At 36.2% G+C, this 17,193-nt stretch carries 17 protein-coding genes; 4 read left to right on the forward strand and 13 right to left on the reverse strand.

The window, feature by feature from the left end:
* Positions 1-4: 4 nt before the first annotated feature.
* The 3 genes from pdxR to PSR12_RS22545 all read right to left on the reverse strand — a co-directional run bounded on the left by pdxR (position 5) and on the right by PSR12_RS22545 (position 4,052).
* Positions 5-1,453: a MocR-like pyridoxine biosynthesis transcription factor PdxR gene (gene pdxR, locus PSR12_RS22535; protein ID WP_274770603.1), complete on the reverse strand. Its 1,449-nt coding sequence runs from the start codon at positions 1,451-1,453 to the stop codon at positions 5-7.
* Positions 1,454-1,629: 176 nt separating this feature from the next.
* Positions 1,630-3,084 (reverse strand): sodium/proline symporter, encoded by a 1,455-nt coding sequence (locus tag PSR12_RS22540; protein WP_274770605.1) that lies wholly within the window; start codon positions 3,082-3,084, stop codon positions 1,630-1,632.
* An 86-nt stretch (positions 3,085-3,170) separates the two neighbouring features.
* Positions 3,171-4,052, reverse strand: a complete 882-nt coding sequence (locus tag PSR12_RS22545; RefSeq protein ID WP_274770607.1) for a LysR family transcriptional regulator — start codon at positions 4,050-4,052, stop codon at positions 3,171-3,173.
* Between the two features lie 137 nt (positions 4,053-4,189).
* On the opposite strand from PSR12_RS22545, the gene PSR12_RS22550 reads away from it, so the two are divergent.
* Together PSR12_RS22550 and PSR12_RS22555 are read left to right on the forward strand one after the other, a co-directional pair.
* Entirely contained in the window at positions 4,190-4,885 is a 696-nt protein-coding gene (locus PSR12_RS22550; RefSeq protein ID WP_274770609.1) for an L-2-amino-thiazoline-4-carboxylic acid hydrolase, read from the forward strand.
* Positions 4,886-4,889: 4 nt separating this feature from the next.
* Positions 4,890-6,101: a Zn-dependent hydrolase gene (locus PSR12_RS22555; RefSeq protein WP_221681757.1), complete on the forward strand. Its 1,212-nt coding sequence runs from the start codon at positions 4,890-4,892 to the stop codon at positions 6,099-6,101.
* A 139-nt stretch (positions 6,102-6,240) separates the two neighbouring features.
* On the opposite strand, the gene PSR12_RS23930 is transcribed toward PSR12_RS22555, so the two are convergent.
* Together PSR12_RS23930 and PSR12_RS22560 are read right to left on the reverse strand one after the other, a co-directional pair.
* Positions 6,241-6,393, reverse strand: coding sequence for a GrpB family protein (locus PSR12_RS23930; RefSeq protein ID WP_221681833.1), 153 nt, complete (start codon positions 6,391-6,393; stop codon positions 6,241-6,243).
* A 7-nt stretch (positions 6,394-6,400) separates the two neighbouring features.
* Entirely contained in the window at positions 6,401-6,511 is a 111-nt protein-coding gene (locus PSR12_RS22560) for a GrpB family protein (protein ID WP_221681759.1), read from the reverse strand.
* A 218-nt stretch (positions 6,512-6,729) separates the two neighbouring features.
* On the opposite strand from PSR12_RS22560, the gene PSR12_RS22565 reads away from it, so the two are divergent.
* Positions 6,730-7,512 (forward strand): ABC transporter ATP-binding protein, encoded by a 783-nt coding sequence (locus PSR12_RS22565; protein WP_221681760.1) that lies wholly within the window; start codon positions 6,730-6,732, stop codon positions 7,510-7,512.
* Positions 7,509-9,128: a hypothetical protein gene (locus PSR12_RS22570; protein ID WP_221681761.1), complete on the forward strand. Its 1,620-nt coding sequence runs from the start codon at positions 7,509-7,511 to the stop codon at positions 9,126-9,128. The genes PSR12_RS22565 and PSR12_RS22570 overlap by 4 nt, the downstream gene beginning before the upstream one ends.
* Before the next feature lie 54 nt (positions 9,129-9,182).
* Here PSR12_RS22570 and PSR12_RS22575 read toward each other — a convergent pair whose 3' ends face one another.
* The 8 genes from PSR12_RS22575 to PSR12_RS22610 all read right to left on the reverse strand — a co-directional run bounded on the left by PSR12_RS22575 (position 9,183) and on the right by PSR12_RS22610 (position 17,107).
* Positions 9,183-10,472, reverse strand: a complete 1,290-nt coding sequence (locus PSR12_RS22575; RefSeq protein ID WP_274773501.1) for a histidine--tRNA ligase — start codon at positions 10,470-10,472, stop codon at positions 9,183-9,185.
* Positions 10,473-10,723: 251 nt separating this feature from the next.
* Positions 10,724-11,155 carry a MarR family winged helix-turn-helix transcriptional regulator gene (locus PSR12_RS22580; protein WP_221681762.1) on the reverse strand — a complete coding sequence of 144 codons (432 nt, stop codon included), beginning with the start codon at positions 11,153-11,155 and terminating at the stop codon, positions 10,724-10,726.
* Positions 11,145-11,426, reverse strand: a complete 282-nt coding sequence (locus tag PSR12_RS22585) for a transporter suffix domain-containing protein (RefSeq protein ID WP_103118974.1) — start codon at positions 11,424-11,426, stop codon at positions 11,145-11,147. Before PSR12_RS22585 ends, PSR12_RS22580 begins: the two co-directional genes overlap by 11 nt.
* A 144-nt stretch (positions 11,427-11,570) precedes the next feature.
* Entirely contained in the window at positions 11,571-13,205 is a 1,635-nt protein-coding gene (locus tag PSR12_RS22590; RefSeq protein ID WP_274770614.1) for a DUF4179 domain-containing protein, read from the reverse strand.
* Positions 13,192-13,725, reverse strand: a complete 534-nt coding sequence (locus PSR12_RS22595) for an RNA polymerase sigma factor (protein WP_004225288.1) — start codon at positions 13,723-13,725, stop codon at positions 13,192-13,194. Before PSR12_RS22595 ends, PSR12_RS22590 begins: the two co-directional genes overlap by 14 nt.
* Positions 13,726-13,983: 258 nt before the next feature.
* Positions 13,984-14,220: a small acid-soluble spore protein Tlp gene (gene tlp / locus PSR12_RS22600; protein ID WP_004225290.1), complete on the reverse strand. Its 237-nt coding sequence runs from the start codon at positions 14,218-14,220 to the stop codon at positions 13,984-13,986.
* Positions 14,221-14,383: 163 nt separating this feature from the next.
* A complete protein-coding gene (locus PSR12_RS22605; protein WP_274770617.1) occupies positions 14,384-15,595 on the reverse strand; it encodes an MFS transporter in 1,212 nt (403 codons plus the stop codon).
* 153 nt (positions 15,596-15,748) lie between these two features.
* On the reverse strand, positions 15,749-17,107 hold the full coding sequence (locus tag PSR12_RS22610; protein ID WP_274773502.1) for a TraB/GumN family protein: 1,359 nt from the start codon (positions 17,105-17,107) through the stop codon (positions 15,749-15,751).
* Positions 17,108-17,193 lie beyond the last annotated feature (86 nt).

Consider the following 17,193-nt stretch of genomic DNA (forward strand, 5'->3'; position numbering starts at 1 on the left):
TTTTTCAACTCCTCATAACGTTTTTCAATGTATCACCAATGATTTGAATACCTCGAATAATATCGTCATCTGCTAACCTAGAAAAACCTAAACGAAATGTATTACTACCTCTCCCATTTGTATAAAATACATCGCCTGGATAAAATACCACGCCCTTGTCATAGCACTTCTCAAGCAACAAACGTGCATCTACATCCTCTTTTAGTTCTATAAAAAGGTGAAGTCCCCCATCCCCTGTTATCCTGCTAAAGGGAAGATATTGCATACAGGCTTGACGGGCAAGCTCATATTTTTTCTTGTAAACAAATCTTGCTTTCTTTAAATATTTTTCAAAGTAACCATCCTGTAAATATTGATATAACACTGCCTGATCCAGGGTTGATGTATGAATTGTTCGAGCTCTTTTCATACTTTCCAAGCTGTCAATTAACTCCTTATCTGCTAAAATCCAGCCAACACGTAAGCCAGGGAAAAGAATTTTAGAAAAGCTACCAATATAGACAATGTTATTACCTGTACCACTAAAAGCGATTAGTGGTGCCAAATGCGAGCTTGAATACCTTAACTCCTCATTAAAACCATCTTCTACAATGGGTATTTGATATTTGGAGAAAAGCTGAAAAATAGCACTCCTTTTCTCGGAGGAAGTGACAATTCCTGTTGGATTATGATAGGACGGGATAAGATAGGCAAAATCAAAATCCTGATCTGCTAACGTTTCTTCCACCTGTTCCATGTCAATCCCGTCATCTTGCATATCGATGCCATGTATGTCTAACCCATGCAAACGGAAAAGCTTCAATGCTGCATGATGTGTAGGATTTTCACATAGTACACGCCCTGATTTTTTAGCTAAAGAGGACAATAAAATATCTAGACCTTCTGTAAAACCATTTGTAATTAATATATCCTTATTCGAAATGTCCACACCTTTCATCTCCATATAGCTAAGAAGATGGTCAATTAAGGGCTTATACCCCTTGGCATAGCCATAGTTCAAGACAATATCTCCTTCAATGGACATCCTTGTGAGAAATGCCCTTTTGAAATTTTCCACATCAAAAAGCTTTTCTTCTGGAGCTATACTAGTAAATGAAATCATACCTTTTTTCCAGTGTATATCTTGTCGTATTAAATCAATTTCATCAGCTAATAAAGTTGTTTCATTCAGCCTTTGTTTCCAATCTATTTCAACAGAAGAAGTTTTCAATGTAGTAACCTTTCCGATAAAATGCCCTTTTCCTTTCACTGCATAGATGATGCCATCTAGCTCTAATTCGGCATATGCGTTCAGCACCGTGTTTCTACTGACCGCTAATAACTTACTAAGTTCACGGGTAGATGGAAGCTTTTGATGTTCCAACAGATGCCCCTTGACAATCATGTCTTGAACATAATCCTTCAATTGTACATAAATTGGTCGTTCATCCATAAGCTTAAAATCACTAAACACTTCCTAACCCCCTTGCTTCATTTTTGCATAAACCCTGTTAACCAAAAAGGTCCACACATTATGTAATTTCCTGTTAGAGTGGTTGCTCTTCTTTCTATCATATTTCAATATGGTCATAAGCATAAAAAGAAAACTCCTCTTTTGAGAAATATATCAGCAAAAGAGGAGTTTTATTATTATTTTAAAATATCATTCAGATCGTTTTCCTTTTTATCAGGACATACTAAAGACAGCACAACTCCAACAATTAAGCAAATAAAGAATGTCGCTGCCTTGGCTGACACAACTGCCTCCATAGGTGACAGGGACCATACAATCGCACTAATAAAACCGACAATAATTGTAGCAATGACCCCAATGCCTGAAACACGTTTCCAGAAAAAGATTAAAAGGATCACAACCGAAAATGTATTGCCAATCCCTGCCCATGCAAAGGATACTAAGCTATAAATCACTGAACCTGATTTGAGTGAAATGATAATACCCACAATCCCACTAATAACAGCCACTAGACGTGAAAGGTGAACCAATTTTTTGCTAGAAATATTCCAACGTAAAGTTTTATGAATTATGTCCTCACTTATCGATGTTGTGATGACTAACAATTGAGACGAAGCCGTTGACATAATAGCTGCTAAAATACCAGCCACAATAATTCCTGCAACCCAAGGTGGTAAAATTTCAAATACCATATGCGGCAATATCATTTCAGGATCTTCAATAGAACCTTGCTTATACAAAGTGGACGCGAAAATGGCAGATAAAAAGGCACCCACATAGACAATTAATGTCCAAATAATCGCCATGTTACGGCCAGTAATTCGCTCTTTTTCAGTCGTAATAGCCATAAAGCGAGAGCTCAATTGAGGTTGCCCCCCAAGCCAGCCAAAGAACCATGATAGATTTGTAAATAACATCGCCCCTAAGGCAAGTCCATTTAAGCCTCCAACCCAACTATCCGCACCATTGCCCATTTGTGCAAGCTCTGTTGAAATGCTTAAACCTTGATGTTGAATTTCCATATAAGCTGCAATTGGTACAATAACGAACGAGATCAGCATTAAAAAACTTTGGATTGTATCTGTCCAAACTACGGACATAAATCCTCCCATACATGAATAGGCAATTATTATTGCTCCAATAATAATTGTTCCCCATGTGATGTTGAGTCCTGAAAATGAATAAATCGTTTTACCCATCCCGGAAAATTGAGCTGCTAAATAGCAAACAAAGAATAACACCAATACTGCAGAAGCTAACCAACGAATTATATCTGCGTGCTTTGGAAATTTAACAGCAATATAATCTGTTAGGCTATTCACCTTATATTTTTGTTGCTCTGTCATAAAGCGCTTTGATAAAAATAGCCATGACACAACAACGCCTAAAAGCATGCCAGATAAAATCCAAATGCCAGACAACCCAGCCACATAAATAAAGCCAATTGCCCCTAAAAACATATAGGCGGATTCACCCGTTGCACGCTCTGAAAAGGCTAACGCCCAGCCCGGTAGTTTATTTCCCCCTAGAAAGTAATCATTATGTGATAAATCTTTTTTACTGAAGTAAATCCCTACTCCTAGCATAGCGAATAAATAGACAAATATTTCAACATAAACAATTGTATGCATATACCCAAAGTCCTCCATCTGATTAATCAAAACAATCCCAATTGGTTTTATCAGATAATAGTTCGGGTTTTTTTAATTGTCAATAACTAATTTTGTAAAAAGGAGGCAAAGTATTTCGATATTTCTACAAACTTCAAAGCTCCTGGAGAAAGATGAATACTGTGTTTATGTGCAATTCCAACCTGTCTAATATAAGCTTGATAAAATTTTTTTCTAATCAGGTTACTTGGTGCATGTAGTAAAAGGGAGTTGGGCACAACAGAAATGCCTAAATTTTCATTGACCATTGTCAAAATGACTTGGTCTACTGATAGTTCATAGACTACATTGGGATGGATTTTATGTTTAGCTAAAATCTTTGATACATCTCGATCAATCGTACGTTTAGGCATAATCCAGCGTTCATCCTGCAATTGCTTTAGAGAGAGCATCTCTTCCTTCGCCAATGGATGCTCCTGTGCCATAATGCAAACAAGCTCATCATTAAAAATCGCATCGAATACAAGATGTTTAGAATTTGGTTGCACTAAAAAACCGATATCGACAACGCCATTATGAAGCCATTCTTCGATTTGATCATAATCTCCCTCCATCAAACGTATTTGTAGGTCTGGATGATGTTGTTCGAAATACGCTAAAACCTTTGGTAATAACACCAAGGAAACACTTGGTAGAATACCAACCGATAACGTCCCCCCAATGAGATTTTTTAAATTTGCTACAGAGGTTTCAAGCTGCTGTTGTTGCTGCAATATTTTTGAGATATGTTCGTAAACAATTCTCCCCTCACTCGTTAAAACAATATGATTGCGGTTTCGAATAATTAGAGAAAGCCCTAGTTCTGCCTCTAAATTACTAATCGTATGACTGATTGAAGACTGTGTGAGATTGAGCTTTAAGCCTGTTTCTGTAAAATTCCCTGTATCGATAAGTGTATGGAAAGCAATATATTGTGCTAATGTAGCCATGCTATTCTGCTCCTTTTATGATTTTTTTTCATATTGGATTGTGTAAATATTCATTTGATTTAAATTACTAGCCACCTCTATAATAAAAATAAAATCCAAGTAAATCAATATGATTTGTAATGAGGGGGGCTCATAAAATGGCAGAGGAAAAATTAATGATGAAGGCTTTATCTATGGACATAATTACCGCAAAAATGTTTACAGAATTACATCTCTCCATTACAGAGCAGTATGGAGAGCATGGTCGGAGATTAGTACAAAAAGGTTTAGAGGCGTTTGGTTTAAAGGATGCTGAAGCCATGGCGAAAAAAGCAACAGCAGAAGGTGAAAATCATACTTTCTTTGAATACTTACCTCAAATCGTTGTAGGTGAAGAGAAATTTACTGATTTAACACCGTTTGCTCGATTTTCTAAAATGTTTGCACAGATTGCCAAGCCAGTTGTAGATGAATATGGAGAAGCTGGTGAACAAGTGATTATGCGGGCAGTAGAACGTTTTGGCCATAAGCGGGGCCAAGGTATTGCTCAACGTGCTCGCACAAACGGCCTAGAAAATTCCGTAGAGCATTATTTAACTAACTATGATATGGGTCGTAGTGATTTGTTTGAAATCGAAACCGTTTATAAAGAAAATGAGGTTGAACAAACGTTTACTCATTGCCCATTAGGTCAACAATGGGCAGATGATAATATGGGTAAATATGGCATTCTGTATTGTAAAGTCATCGACCCTTCTATTGCTAAAGGGTACAATAAAAGCCTAGAGGTGGTACATGATCAATTTGTTTTACGTGAAGGACAGTGCCACTTCCAATTCCAAATGAAAGAGTGATGTCATGATTAACGGAGTTAGGCTCGTACAGCATCTTCAAGACTTAAGTCAAATTGGTCGTAATGAAAAGACAGGTGGCATTAACCGCTTCTCGTTCACACTAGAAGAAAAGCTGGCCATTGAGTTAGTCACAACTTATATGGAACAAGCAGGTATGAATGTCACAATCGACGCAGTTGGAAACCTTATTGGTACATATGGTGAAGGAAATGAAACCATTATGCTAGGTTCTCACATCGATACAGTACCAGAGGGTGGCAAATATGATGGAGCATTAGGGGTGCTAGCAGCTATTGAAGTGGTACATACTATGCATGAGCAACAGTTGATACCCTCTAAAAAAATTCAAGTTGTCGCTTTTAAGGATGAGGAAGGAACGAGATTTGGCTTTGGGCTCCTTGGCAGTAGTGCAATGGCTGGTCTTTTAACAGAGGAGCAATTACAGCATACAGATGAAGCTGGCATTGCTATTGAAAAAGCCATGAGGGATTTCCATTTATCACCTTATCCTTTAACACAAGTGCATCGTAATGACATAAAAGCTTATTTAGAAATGCATATCGAGCAAGGAAAAGTATTAGAAAATGAAGACCTACCAGTCGGTGTAGTCACAGGTATTGCTGCCCCTTTATGGTTAGAGGTAACCGTAACAGGGGTTAGTGAACATGCTGGTGCCACACCTATGCCCATTCGTCAGGATGCTCTAACTGCAGCAAGCGAAATGATTTTAGCTATTGAGCAACTATCAAACAATACAACAGATTCCGTTGCAACGGTTGGTAAGCTAACGGTCTCTCCAAATGGGACAAACGTTATACCAGGTAAAGTCACGTTCTCGATTGATCTTCGTGATATTGACGAAAATAAAGTAAGTGCATTAGAACAAGAAATTATGCAACAACTTCAACAAATTGCTGAACGAAGACATGTTACATTGACTTCAAAAGTATTGCAGCGAATTAAACCAGCAAAAACGGATGCCATGCTACAACAGCAACTCACTACAAGTATTGAAAAGCAAGGTATACGACCTTATTCTCTCATAAGCGGTGCTGGGCATGATGCAATGAATATAGCTGAAATTGCACCGATTGGAATGCTATTCGTCCGTTCAAAGGATGGTATTAGTCACAACCCCTTAGAATACAGTTCAGATGAGGATATTATTGTAGCAACTAATATTTTTTATGATACAGTTGTTGAACTTGCTAGATAGACTATTATATAGAAGAAAGCCATTCAATATTTTTTTTAGAATGGCTTTTTTACTATTTTTCATAGCCTTCATTTTTAGCTTGAGTAATCACCTATTGAATGAAAGGCTCTTTTTACAGCGTATATGTTGGGCGATTATATTAAAAATGATAGGCATGCTGTTCCTTCAAAGTCTCATATTCATGTGCCGTTTGAGCATTTAATCGAAGATAATCTCGGAACAGGCATTTGTCAATCCATTCACTACTGTTATATTCACTTATATGTAAATGACATGTTCCTTTGCCCCACAGCCCTTTTCTAAAAAACTATTGCAGGGCCAATAGCTTCTTGTATACTTCTTTTTTCATCTAAAAATTGTTCTTCCCAATTTGGATCATAGTCAGACAATACCACTTCAATTTTTTTCATGTAACATTCACCTCACTTTTTGAAATAAGCCGACTATAAATAAAGCGTATTTACCTTAAATTAATAAATCTATTTCGTTTTTCAAATTTTTTTATATAAGAAGATCTCTCTATTTTTGATAGAACTGGTTTCATTTAAACTAAAGGAATATCCTCTCTTTTAATATGATATAGTGTAATTATGGTTAATTTTTCTAAATAACTGAAAGGGGCTATAGAATGGAAGAGATTTTAACAATTACGAATTTAACGAAGAGTTATGGAAACAAGGAAATCTTGAAAGGAATTGACCTTCATGCAGCTAGAGGTGAAATCATTGGTTATATCGGCCCCAATGGCGCGGGTAAAAGTACAACTGTAAAACTTATTCTAGGGCTAGAAGGTGATTATGGCGGCGAAATTAAGCTCTTTGGGAAAAGCATAAGGCAAGATCAAATTGATTATAAACGGCGAATTGGTTACGTTCCTGAAATCGCTGATGTTTATGATAACTTAACAGGCTATGAGTATTTAACCTTCATCGGCCAGCTATATGGATTAGAGCTAGAGGAGGCGGCTGACAAATCCAAATCACTAATGGAACTGTTTGGAGTTGGTGAAGCGTACCATTCTAGAATTTCTTCTTATTCTAAAGGCATGCGTCAAAAACTACTAATTATTGCAAGCCTAATACATAATCCAGACCTGCTATTTTTAGATGAACCGATCAATGGCCTAGACGCAAACAGTGTCATGATTTTTAAAGAAATCTTAACGCAACTAGCTGCTAACGGAAAGACTATATTTTACTCATCCCACATTATGGATGTCGTTGAAAAAATCAGTAGCCGTATCATTCTGCTGTATGATGGAAAAATCGCAGCGGATGGAACATTTGCCCAATTACAAGCAGATAATACCGAAGGAACTTTAGAAAGGATTTTTAACCAGTTAACAGGATTTCATGAACATCAGGAAATCGGAGAAAAATTTGTGTCCGTCGTTCGTGGTGGACAATTATGACAGATTTCAAAACGCTACGATTGCTTGATAAATTCCGATGGCTTTTTATAAAAATGGGCATTGATTATGACATGATGAGAAAAATCCTCCATATAAAATTAACGATGGATGAACGGAAAGTACCTACCCTATTTAATCAAAACAAAAAGAAAGACAATCAAAAGTACGGCTACATTAAGTCTCTATGGATTTATATGTTATTCGGGCTTATACTTATCCCGCTTATGGGATTTGGTCAAAATTTTCTATTTCAGATGAGTATTGCCTTTGCAATGATCATCTTTTTGATTATGACTTCATTGATTTCTGACTTTTCTTCTGTGCTTTTAGATATACGAGATAAAAGCATACTTTCAACTAAGCCTATTTCAGCTAAAACAATTAATGCAGCAAAATTTATGCATATTTTTATTTATTTATCTTATTTAACATTGGCCCTAACAGCCATCCCTCTAATAGTCAGCCTTTTTACTCAAGGAATTGTATTTTTTATTTTAACAGGTCTAGAGATTCTATTAATGAATTTATTTATAGTTGCCATCACAGCCATTTTATATATTGCCATTTTACGCTTCTTCGATGGTGAAAAGCTGAAGGATATGATTAATTATGTACAAATCGCTTTATCTCTAATGCTGATGATTGGCTACCAAGTTCTTATTCGATCCTTTGAATTCGTCAATTTAGATATGGTAGTATCGTTTCATTGGTGGAACCTCTTCTTAATACCGATGTGGTTCGCTGCCCCTTATGAACTCATACTGCATGGTGACACATCCTTATTGACAGTCATTTATACCATCTTAGCAGTGATTGTACCTATTATTTCGATTTGGATCTATATTAAACTCATACCAACCTTTGAACGCAATCTCCAAAAACTGCTAAGTACAAGTAAGTCTAAAAAGGAAAAGAACAATCGACTAAAGTCGTTTTTATTAACCATTGTGTGTAGAACACACGAGGAACGAGCTTTCTATCGCTTCGCAGCTCTGATGATGAAGCAAGAGCGAGAGTTTAAGCTAAAGGTCTACCCATCTTTAGGCTTTTCATTTATTATTCCCTTTATTTTTATGTTTACTTTTAGCCGAGGGGAAGAAGTCGATTATGCTAGTAGTATGAGCTATTTAAATATCTATTTTAGTATGATGATTATACCATCCGCTGTCCTTATGCTTGGTCACTCTGCTAAATATAAGGCCGCATGGATTTATAAAATGCTACCGCTTAAAGATTATACAGATTTACAAAAAGGTAGCTTAAAGGCATTTTTAATTAAATTGTATACTCCGTTATTTTTAGTACTAAGTATAGTCTTTAGCTATATTTATGGTATTCGAATTATCCCTGATTTACTAGTTGTTTTGGTCACAAGCTGGTTATATACCATCCTTTGTTTCGTCATGATGACAAACAAATTACCCTTTACCAAGCCCTATGATGAAGTTAACGATGCACAAGGCTGGAAGATTCTTTTATTATTGCTTCCTTTAGGTTTACTTGTAGGGCTGAACTATTTGATAGCTCAGATAACATACGGTGCTACTATATATTTCATTGTGCTTTTCTTCATCAACATTTTGATATGGAAACTGGTTTTTAAATCGGAAAAATAACCAAAAAAACGGCTCAAATCCTCTAATAGAGTGGGATCAGCCGTTTTTTCCATGCTATGGTGTTGAAAAGATAAACGCAACGATTTCTTCCTCACCGCTTTTCATATCTTTTATTTTATACATATTTTGATTGACCTCGTTATCTCCTAATACAATAACCTTTGGCGTGTTTTCACGATTGGCTTTTTCCATCGCCTTTTTCACTTTTTTCCCACTTAGCTCAACTTCTATTTTATATTTTTCTCGCCGTAATGCAGTTGCTAGCTTTAGTGCCTCTTTTTCTGTTCCCAGAGGAATAATATAAATATCCACGCTAGGAGCGTTTTGCTCTATTTTTCCCGAAAGCTCCAATGCTGTATAGATGACATCTAAACCAAATGAAATACCAACAGTAGCATAGGTTTGATTTGCCTCTAAAAGGCCACCAATTGCATTGTCATAGCGCCCTCCACTACCAATACTTGAGCGGATTGTTCCATCTGCTAAAAAAATTTCATAAATTGATCCTGTGTAAATTTCAAGTCCTCTCGCTAAAAATGGATTGAAAATACATTGCTCACTTATTCCAAGTGCCTCTAAATAAGAAGTTAGTTCCATTAATTCCTGTAAACCTTGTTGTAAAAAAACATTCTCGGTCGCGAATCCTTCAAAATACGCCATACTTATTTGAGGACGTTTATCTAAAAAGTGCTTTATTTTATGAATACTCTTATCTGATAACCCCAATGCCTTCAATTCATCGAGCATTGTTTTCTCTTCTATTTTTTCAATCTTATCTAACGTTAAAATAACTCGATTCATTTGATCCTGTTCAACCTCAAATAATTGCAGCAGACCGACTAAAAGCTTGCGATTATTAAATTGGAGATTAATTTTCAATTTAAGTTGGTCAAAGGCATCTATCGCCATCATCATTAGCTCCGCCTCAGCAGCCTGTGACTCTACTCCAACAATATCAACATCACATTGTGTAAATTCACGAAAACGACCTGCCTTAATCGGGCCATCTCGAAACACTTTGCCAATCTCATATCGTTTAAACGGCATAGTAATCGCTGGATTCATCGCTACAACTTTTGCAAATGGAATCGTTAAATCATAGCGTAACGCTAAATCTCGCTCACCTCGATCTGTTAATGTATACATCTCCTGTAAAATCTCAGCACCACCAGCATATTTAGAAGCCATCAGCTCTGTATAGTTAAGAATAGGTGTTTCTAACGGCCTGCAGCCATAGGCTATAAATGTATCTTCTAACGTACGTCGTATCACACGACGAGTAGCCTCCTGATCTGGTAAGTAATCTTGTGTTCCTCGAACATTTTGGTAGTCCATTTTTTTTATCATCATTTCCTCCTCATTTTTAGAGCAATAAAAAAACCGTATAACGATAAAGCTTCAAATCAGCTTTATTTATACGATTACATGAGAAATAGTCTTCCTATTCAATATTAATAATTTAATAAAGATAGCAAGACTAGTGATTATGATGATGTTTTATTGTGAATGCTTGGACAAGAGTAATGACCATGTTTATTCCCCCTTTTATATTAAGGGTTACTATAAGACACACCCGATAAAATGTCAAACTTTTTCTAAAATTCATACAGTATTTTTTTCATTTTTTCTAGAGTAGCTAACATTTCAGCTAACTCTTCAGTTGTTAAGTTAGTCTGGTACTTTTCTGTAATCTGTTGACTAAAGGCATCAACTTTCTGTTTATATAATAGACCCTTCTCACCCAATTCAACAGAAAAGGCACGCTTATCCTCCTCATGTTGCCTTTTTACTATATAGCCATCCTGTTCAAGCTTGGTTAATTGCTGACTCACTGCACTTTTTGTAATAGCCATTTTATCTGCTAGTTCTGAAGGTGAGCAGGACGGATGACGCATCACTAATGTTAAAAGAACATATTGCTGATTATTTAAGGAGAAATTAGTATAAGCTCTTTCCATTTTCTCAAGCATGATCCAAATATCTTCAATAGTTTGATTTATTTGCTCCGCTACCTGGTTATTCTTCATTTTTTTGAGTGTCACCTTTTTCTCGCCATTTTTTAGGATTTAGATAGCTTTTAAATTTGTTGGCTACTTCTTTTCCAACAAGTAAAGCACCAAGCCAAAATAAGATTTCAGCCAAAATAATACTTCCTGGTATAATTCCTGCCTTTACTTTTGTAGGTATCGGTGTGAAAGGTGTAATAATTGGGATTAACCATAAAGAAAGTGAAAAGATAATAATACCTAATCCAAGCTTATAAGCAAAAGATTTTTGTGTTTTTTCGTTAGAGGTCATGTATCTTCTCCTGTAATAATTAATTTATTTAAGTTAACTAAACTATATGATACATTTCTTTTTATGTAAAGCTCTTTAATCTTTATAGCAAAAATCCCATCTATTTGAATAGTAAAAGTCAAATAGATGGGATTACTAATTTAGTTATTTTCCAAATGTAAGGGGTATACGTAGCTCATCATTTGCCTTGTTAGTTAAATATTTATAAATTAGAATTTCTAGCTCCTTCTTGTCAAAATTCTCATAAACATCCATTCTTTTATTATTTTCAAGAATGCCCATAAATTCAGGCGTCCCATAGATTTTTTCTTTACCCTCTAAATAATAGGTTTGATTGACTCCAGCAAATCCTGGATCCGGGCTTAATGATTCGACATAAAGGTTATTGTCCTTTATATAATAAGTCCATGAAATTGGGTACCCTGCTATATTAGATGTTACACTTTGAGGCTTTGCTGATATGTTTGTTAATTGAATTGAATTGTCGTCTCCGTATAAACCTTCAACACGGTTCTTAGCAACGAAAGTTAAAGACTGATTTTCCAAAGAAGCTGCATTTAGTCCATTTATTTCAAAGCGTAGCTCTGTTTCATTAGGATTTCCATCCTCACCCGAAATATACCCAGTCAATAAAGTTCCACCTACATCCAGTTGATAATCCATATAAGGGAAAGTTTCGTATTTTTCTTGAGTAAGAATCAATCGAACTTGGGTCGGTGTAACCGTCATTTCATGAATTTTAGTTCCACCAGGCACATTGTCAATTGGAATATCTAGTACTTTCTTAAATGACGTATTTTCCAGTTGTTTTTTAGAGAGATTTAGTTGCATATTCCAAGTGCTTTCTTTTGTTTCTAGTATGCGATTATAAGAAATTTGGAATTTAGTTCCCTCTTCTTGTAAGGCTTCAGACTCGAATAGTTGCTGACTAAAATATTCTCCTTTTGCTCCCTGTTTTCCCATGAAAGATCTTTTCCCTGTTTCAATTGAATGATTCGTATTATTAATCGCCTCAATGAATATCCCTGTATTTCGGACTTTTAAATCTGTAAGTGTAACTGCCGTTTTAAGCAATATTTTACCCTCATCTTGTGCAAAAGATTGAATAGACACCGTGTCAACTCCATCCTTTTGAATAGGGAACACTTGCGTAGTTAAGTCATTTGGATTATAGTCGATAGAATATTTCTTATCGCTGATGAATTGAATATTCTCCATCATAAGCTCCACATCTGTCATCTGTCCTTCAGCAACCCAATCCGTTTCAAAATAACCCTGAAAGGTACCAAGCTCCTCATTCCAAGAATGTGTATAATTCCCTTCAATAAAGTTACCCTTTGAATCTTTCAGCCTAGTATGTTCAAAGCCTATATCCTCTCCATCCCAAGAGGCATCAGGTTTCAGACTATACAAAAGAAAGGTTCTGTTATCATCGATAAACGCCGTATGTACAGTTAGCGTAAACCCATCCTTCGTAACAGATTGTTCAATCGTCTGCCCTAAGCCTTGATCTAATGCAGACTGAATACCAGCTCTATAAGAAAGAATAGTTGACCAATCATAATTCAGTGCTGCGTAGACAGGTGTAGCCATTAGAGCGACGGCTAATCCTGCAACCAAAACAAATCTCTTTCTTTTTCGAGGTAGAACTTCGATCGGTTCATCTACCATTTTTAGTTCATCCTGCTGGATACTGTTCCACATTTGTTCAAAGTCAGGATACTTTATGTTATGGTCTGCGTTCATCTCTTTTTTCAATTTCTTTTCAATGCGTTCCAAATTGATTCTCTCCCTTCAACCATAAATTTTGATTTTGTTCTAGTTTTTTGCGCATGATTTTCAATGCCTTATGGAGTCTCGATTTCACTGTTCCCACTGGAATCTTTAAGGTTTCCGCAATTTCCACTAATGATAGCTCACCAATGTAGCGTAGGGTGACAACAGCCATTAACTTTTCTGGTAGCTGTCTGAGTAGTGCCTCCCACTCCTCCTCAGCTGCCTTCTCCAATACAATGGTATCTACAGATTTAACTGATGCCGTAGTTTGCTCCTGCAGCAACTGTACCTGACTCACTTTTTTTAACTGAGCTTGCTTTCTTTTAAGCAAATTTAAACATTGATTCATCGCAATTCGTAAAATCCAAGCACGTGTATGCTCTACACTTCTCCAATCCTGACGAAAGACGGTGACAAATACATCATGGCAGAGATCTTCCGCATCTTGGGCATTCCGTAGCATGTAATAACAGGTACGGTAAACATCTTTGTTGTATGAATCGAATAATTCACGTTCTGTCAATCCAAGGCACTCCTTTCTGATGGTTCTACGTTATAAACAAATGATTACTAGAAAAGGTTCATTTTTTTAAGAAATTCATATACGTACTTTTTTAATTTAGTGTTTATGTAAAAAAATCCAGTTAACATGTGCAAAATAAAAACAGATGGCAATATAGAAGTCCATTATGGACCATCTAATCCATCTGTTTTTGCCAACTGGGGAATGGTAAGTGTAGGCAATATCATGAATCACATTTGATTCTTCTAGAAACTAATTTTAAATTTCACCTTTTTTTCGTGCTGTCATTTCATCTTTCATTTCCTCTTTTAAAGCTTCAATTGACTGTTTACGTCGCTTATTTTTTTCCTTTAGCCTGTTACTTTCTAGAGGATCTGCAAATTCCATACTCATTTCTGCTTCCTGCACTTTCTCTTCAGTATTTTTAACAATATCACGAATGCGTTCAACATTATTGGATCGATCATCTGGTTTTCGATGTCTTAAATTAGCCATGTTAACCTCCTCAAATTGTGACATAAGGTTATTTTGGAATGATTTTATCATTATATGAGTGCTAACTTTTACTAAAATAACATCCTTTAATCGCTATCTGTCCAATAATTCTACCTTCATTAGAAGCAATTAAGTTTCTCCATTTAATAGCCTGACAGGACTTTTAGACAATCTCTTCCTTCAAACCTTCATAGGCAGATTTTGAATGCATAAATACATATAAAACTAGAGAGATGAAAATTGCTACGATTCCAAAGGTGATGCAAACCATTTGTAGGGAGAGCCATTCCGCTAGCAATCCTAAGGCTAACGTAAAGACAATCTGTAGCACATTAATGACCATTGTGGAAACACTACCAAAACGGCCCATAATTGATGTGGGTACACTTATTTGATAAAAGGTGCTGTAGCCTGCATTACAAAATGACATACATATTCCTAATGCTATAAAGCTAACAATCGCCATTATCACATTCGGTGAAGAGTAAAACAATGTATAGCAAATTGTGGTCAAAAGCAGACCATAGACAATATATTGTCTTGTTGAAAACCTTTTAGCATAGCGAGCAGCATTTGCTCCACCAATTATTGCCCCAATCCCAGCGATACTAACGATGACACCGTATAGACTATCTGAAGCTTGTAGGTTTTGTTTAATAAATGTTGCTTCCTGTGAGTCTAATGCAAAGGCAATCATCAATGCACCTTGAAAATAAAGAAATACTTTGGCAAAGACTTGCTCTTTTTTAATATAAGCGTAGACAATACCATAATCCTCTTTTAGCATCCTCCAAGTAATAGGTTTTCGGTGCATGGCCTGATGATCTTCTACTACGGGAAGCTTAAAAATAGAGAGCGCGCAGATAAAGAACGTCAATGCATTAAACCAAAACGCTACGTATACATTGGAAATGGCAATGATAAACCCAGCCAATGCTGGCCCAATTAAAAATGAGCCTGAGCTAAACATTCCTAATATTGCATTAAAGGATTGTTTATCTTCGTCTGGAATATATTTTGAAATATAATAGGTACTACTTGGTCCAAAAAAGCTACTTGCTATATTAGATAAAAATAATACGCAATAGATGAGCCAAATAGAGGACGTAAAAGGTAACAATAAAATCAATATGCCACGAATAATATCACTATAGATCATTAATTTTTGTTTATTCGATCGATCAATAATGGAGCCTGCAAAAAAGCTTGTTAAAATTCGAGCAACCGGTCCTACAATAAATATACTCGCCATAGCAGTAGGCGACTCTGTTAAATGCCAAACTAATAAATTGAGGGCAACTAGATTCACCCAATTTCCTAAATACGAGAAACCAAAGCCAAATAGCATGAGCCAATACTTCCTAGCAATGCTCATAAGTCCCCTTTCTATCACCAAAATGAATGATTGGTCTTTTTTTACATAAAAGTATTCCTTTAGATAATCATATCTATCGATGAATATCGGTGCAACTAAAAATAGCAACCCTTAGCTAAGTTCATAGCTTTGGGTTGCCTTTTTACTTTTTCTTTATTGATAAAATGGCTTTACCTTGTAGCCGTTTTTCTCCAAATGATAGCGAATATTTTTATCGATTAGAAAGTGACCTGAACCAACAACAACAAAGTACTTACCTTCTTTTTCTTCCAGTACATTCATGATTTTCTTGGCCATTTGTTCATCACGTAGACCAAATAGCATTTCATTAAATTCAGACGATGTACCTTCCATTGCTTGGAAGCTTTTTGCAAACTCTTCAACATTTCCTTGCTTCCAGCTTGTAAACCACTCTTGAAGTACTTCAGATTGATTTTCTTCCGATGGATGAATGATACTATCCAGTACAGCGACTAATGACTGCTCCTGTGCCTCTGGTGATAATCCTTCAAACATATCAACCTGTACTCTTGTACCTTCTAATTCAATCACTGGCTTTTGCTGCAACTGTGCATTTAATAAAAAGTAGACATCGATACCGTGCATAGCCATCTCTTGAGGTGTCATACCAAAGGAATCGTCCATAGCTAGCATCGATAATGTGCTAGAAAGCATCCACGGCTTTTGAACTGTTAGCTGGTCCATTGGAAGACCATAAAGCTTTGCCACTTGTTCAAGCTTCGCATATGTTTCTGGTGCTACAGCATCTTTCAATGTTGAGCCGTCTGTATACATTGCTTTTTCTGAATAGTATTCAAGTGCTTCCGTATCCAAGATATTCGCCTCTACTAGCAGTGCATCCGATTCATCGAACGCCGTTACTAATTTCTTATCGAATGGATATAAGTCTGGTGTTCCTAAATGAATAGAACCTAATAAGTAGATAAGCGTATCCTCGTCCTCTACTACCCAGGCTACCCCTTTAGATCCTTGCTCTGCAAGGGCATATGTACTCTGAATGAAACGAACAGCTAGTAAAACAGCCTGTTGAGTCGTTGCCTTTTTCTCTAGCTGCAGTCCATTTGGAGAGCCTTGTAATACATTTTGCTCTTTCATAAATTGAACAGCATCTGTACCAACAGGTAAATCATACCGTGCTACAATATTATACAAGCGATTGACAATATCACCACGTGTATTATCGTTTTTCACACTTACTGGTTTGTATTGTTTATTTTCAGCTAAGCCTAGAGAGGCAATCTTCTTTTCTGTTAAAGCTAGTAGTTCATTTAATTTGTCCACTGGAATTTCCTGAAGAAAACCATCGAAGTACCAATCAGTTGAGTAGATCCCGTATTTTTCGCCCTCATTTAATGTTTCTATTGCCCATTCGCTTATCGACGGTACTAGGGGTGTTGTTTGCTCTTCAGCATGAATCACAGGGACAACTGTCGTCAGCATTAATGAGGCACCAAGCAACGCTGCACTCGTTCGTTTCATCATCTTTTTCATCAAATTCTTTTCTCTCCCTTTTCCTATTTTATGTATCAGTATCGTATGAAATTATACCATATACTATCCAACTATTTTATAAGTAA

It is taken from the genome of Lysinibacillus sp. G01H (genome assembly GCF_028872195.1).
Taxonomy (GTDB): Bacteria; Bacillota; Bacilli; order Bacillales_A; family Planococcaceae; genus Lysinibacillus; species Lysinibacillus capsici.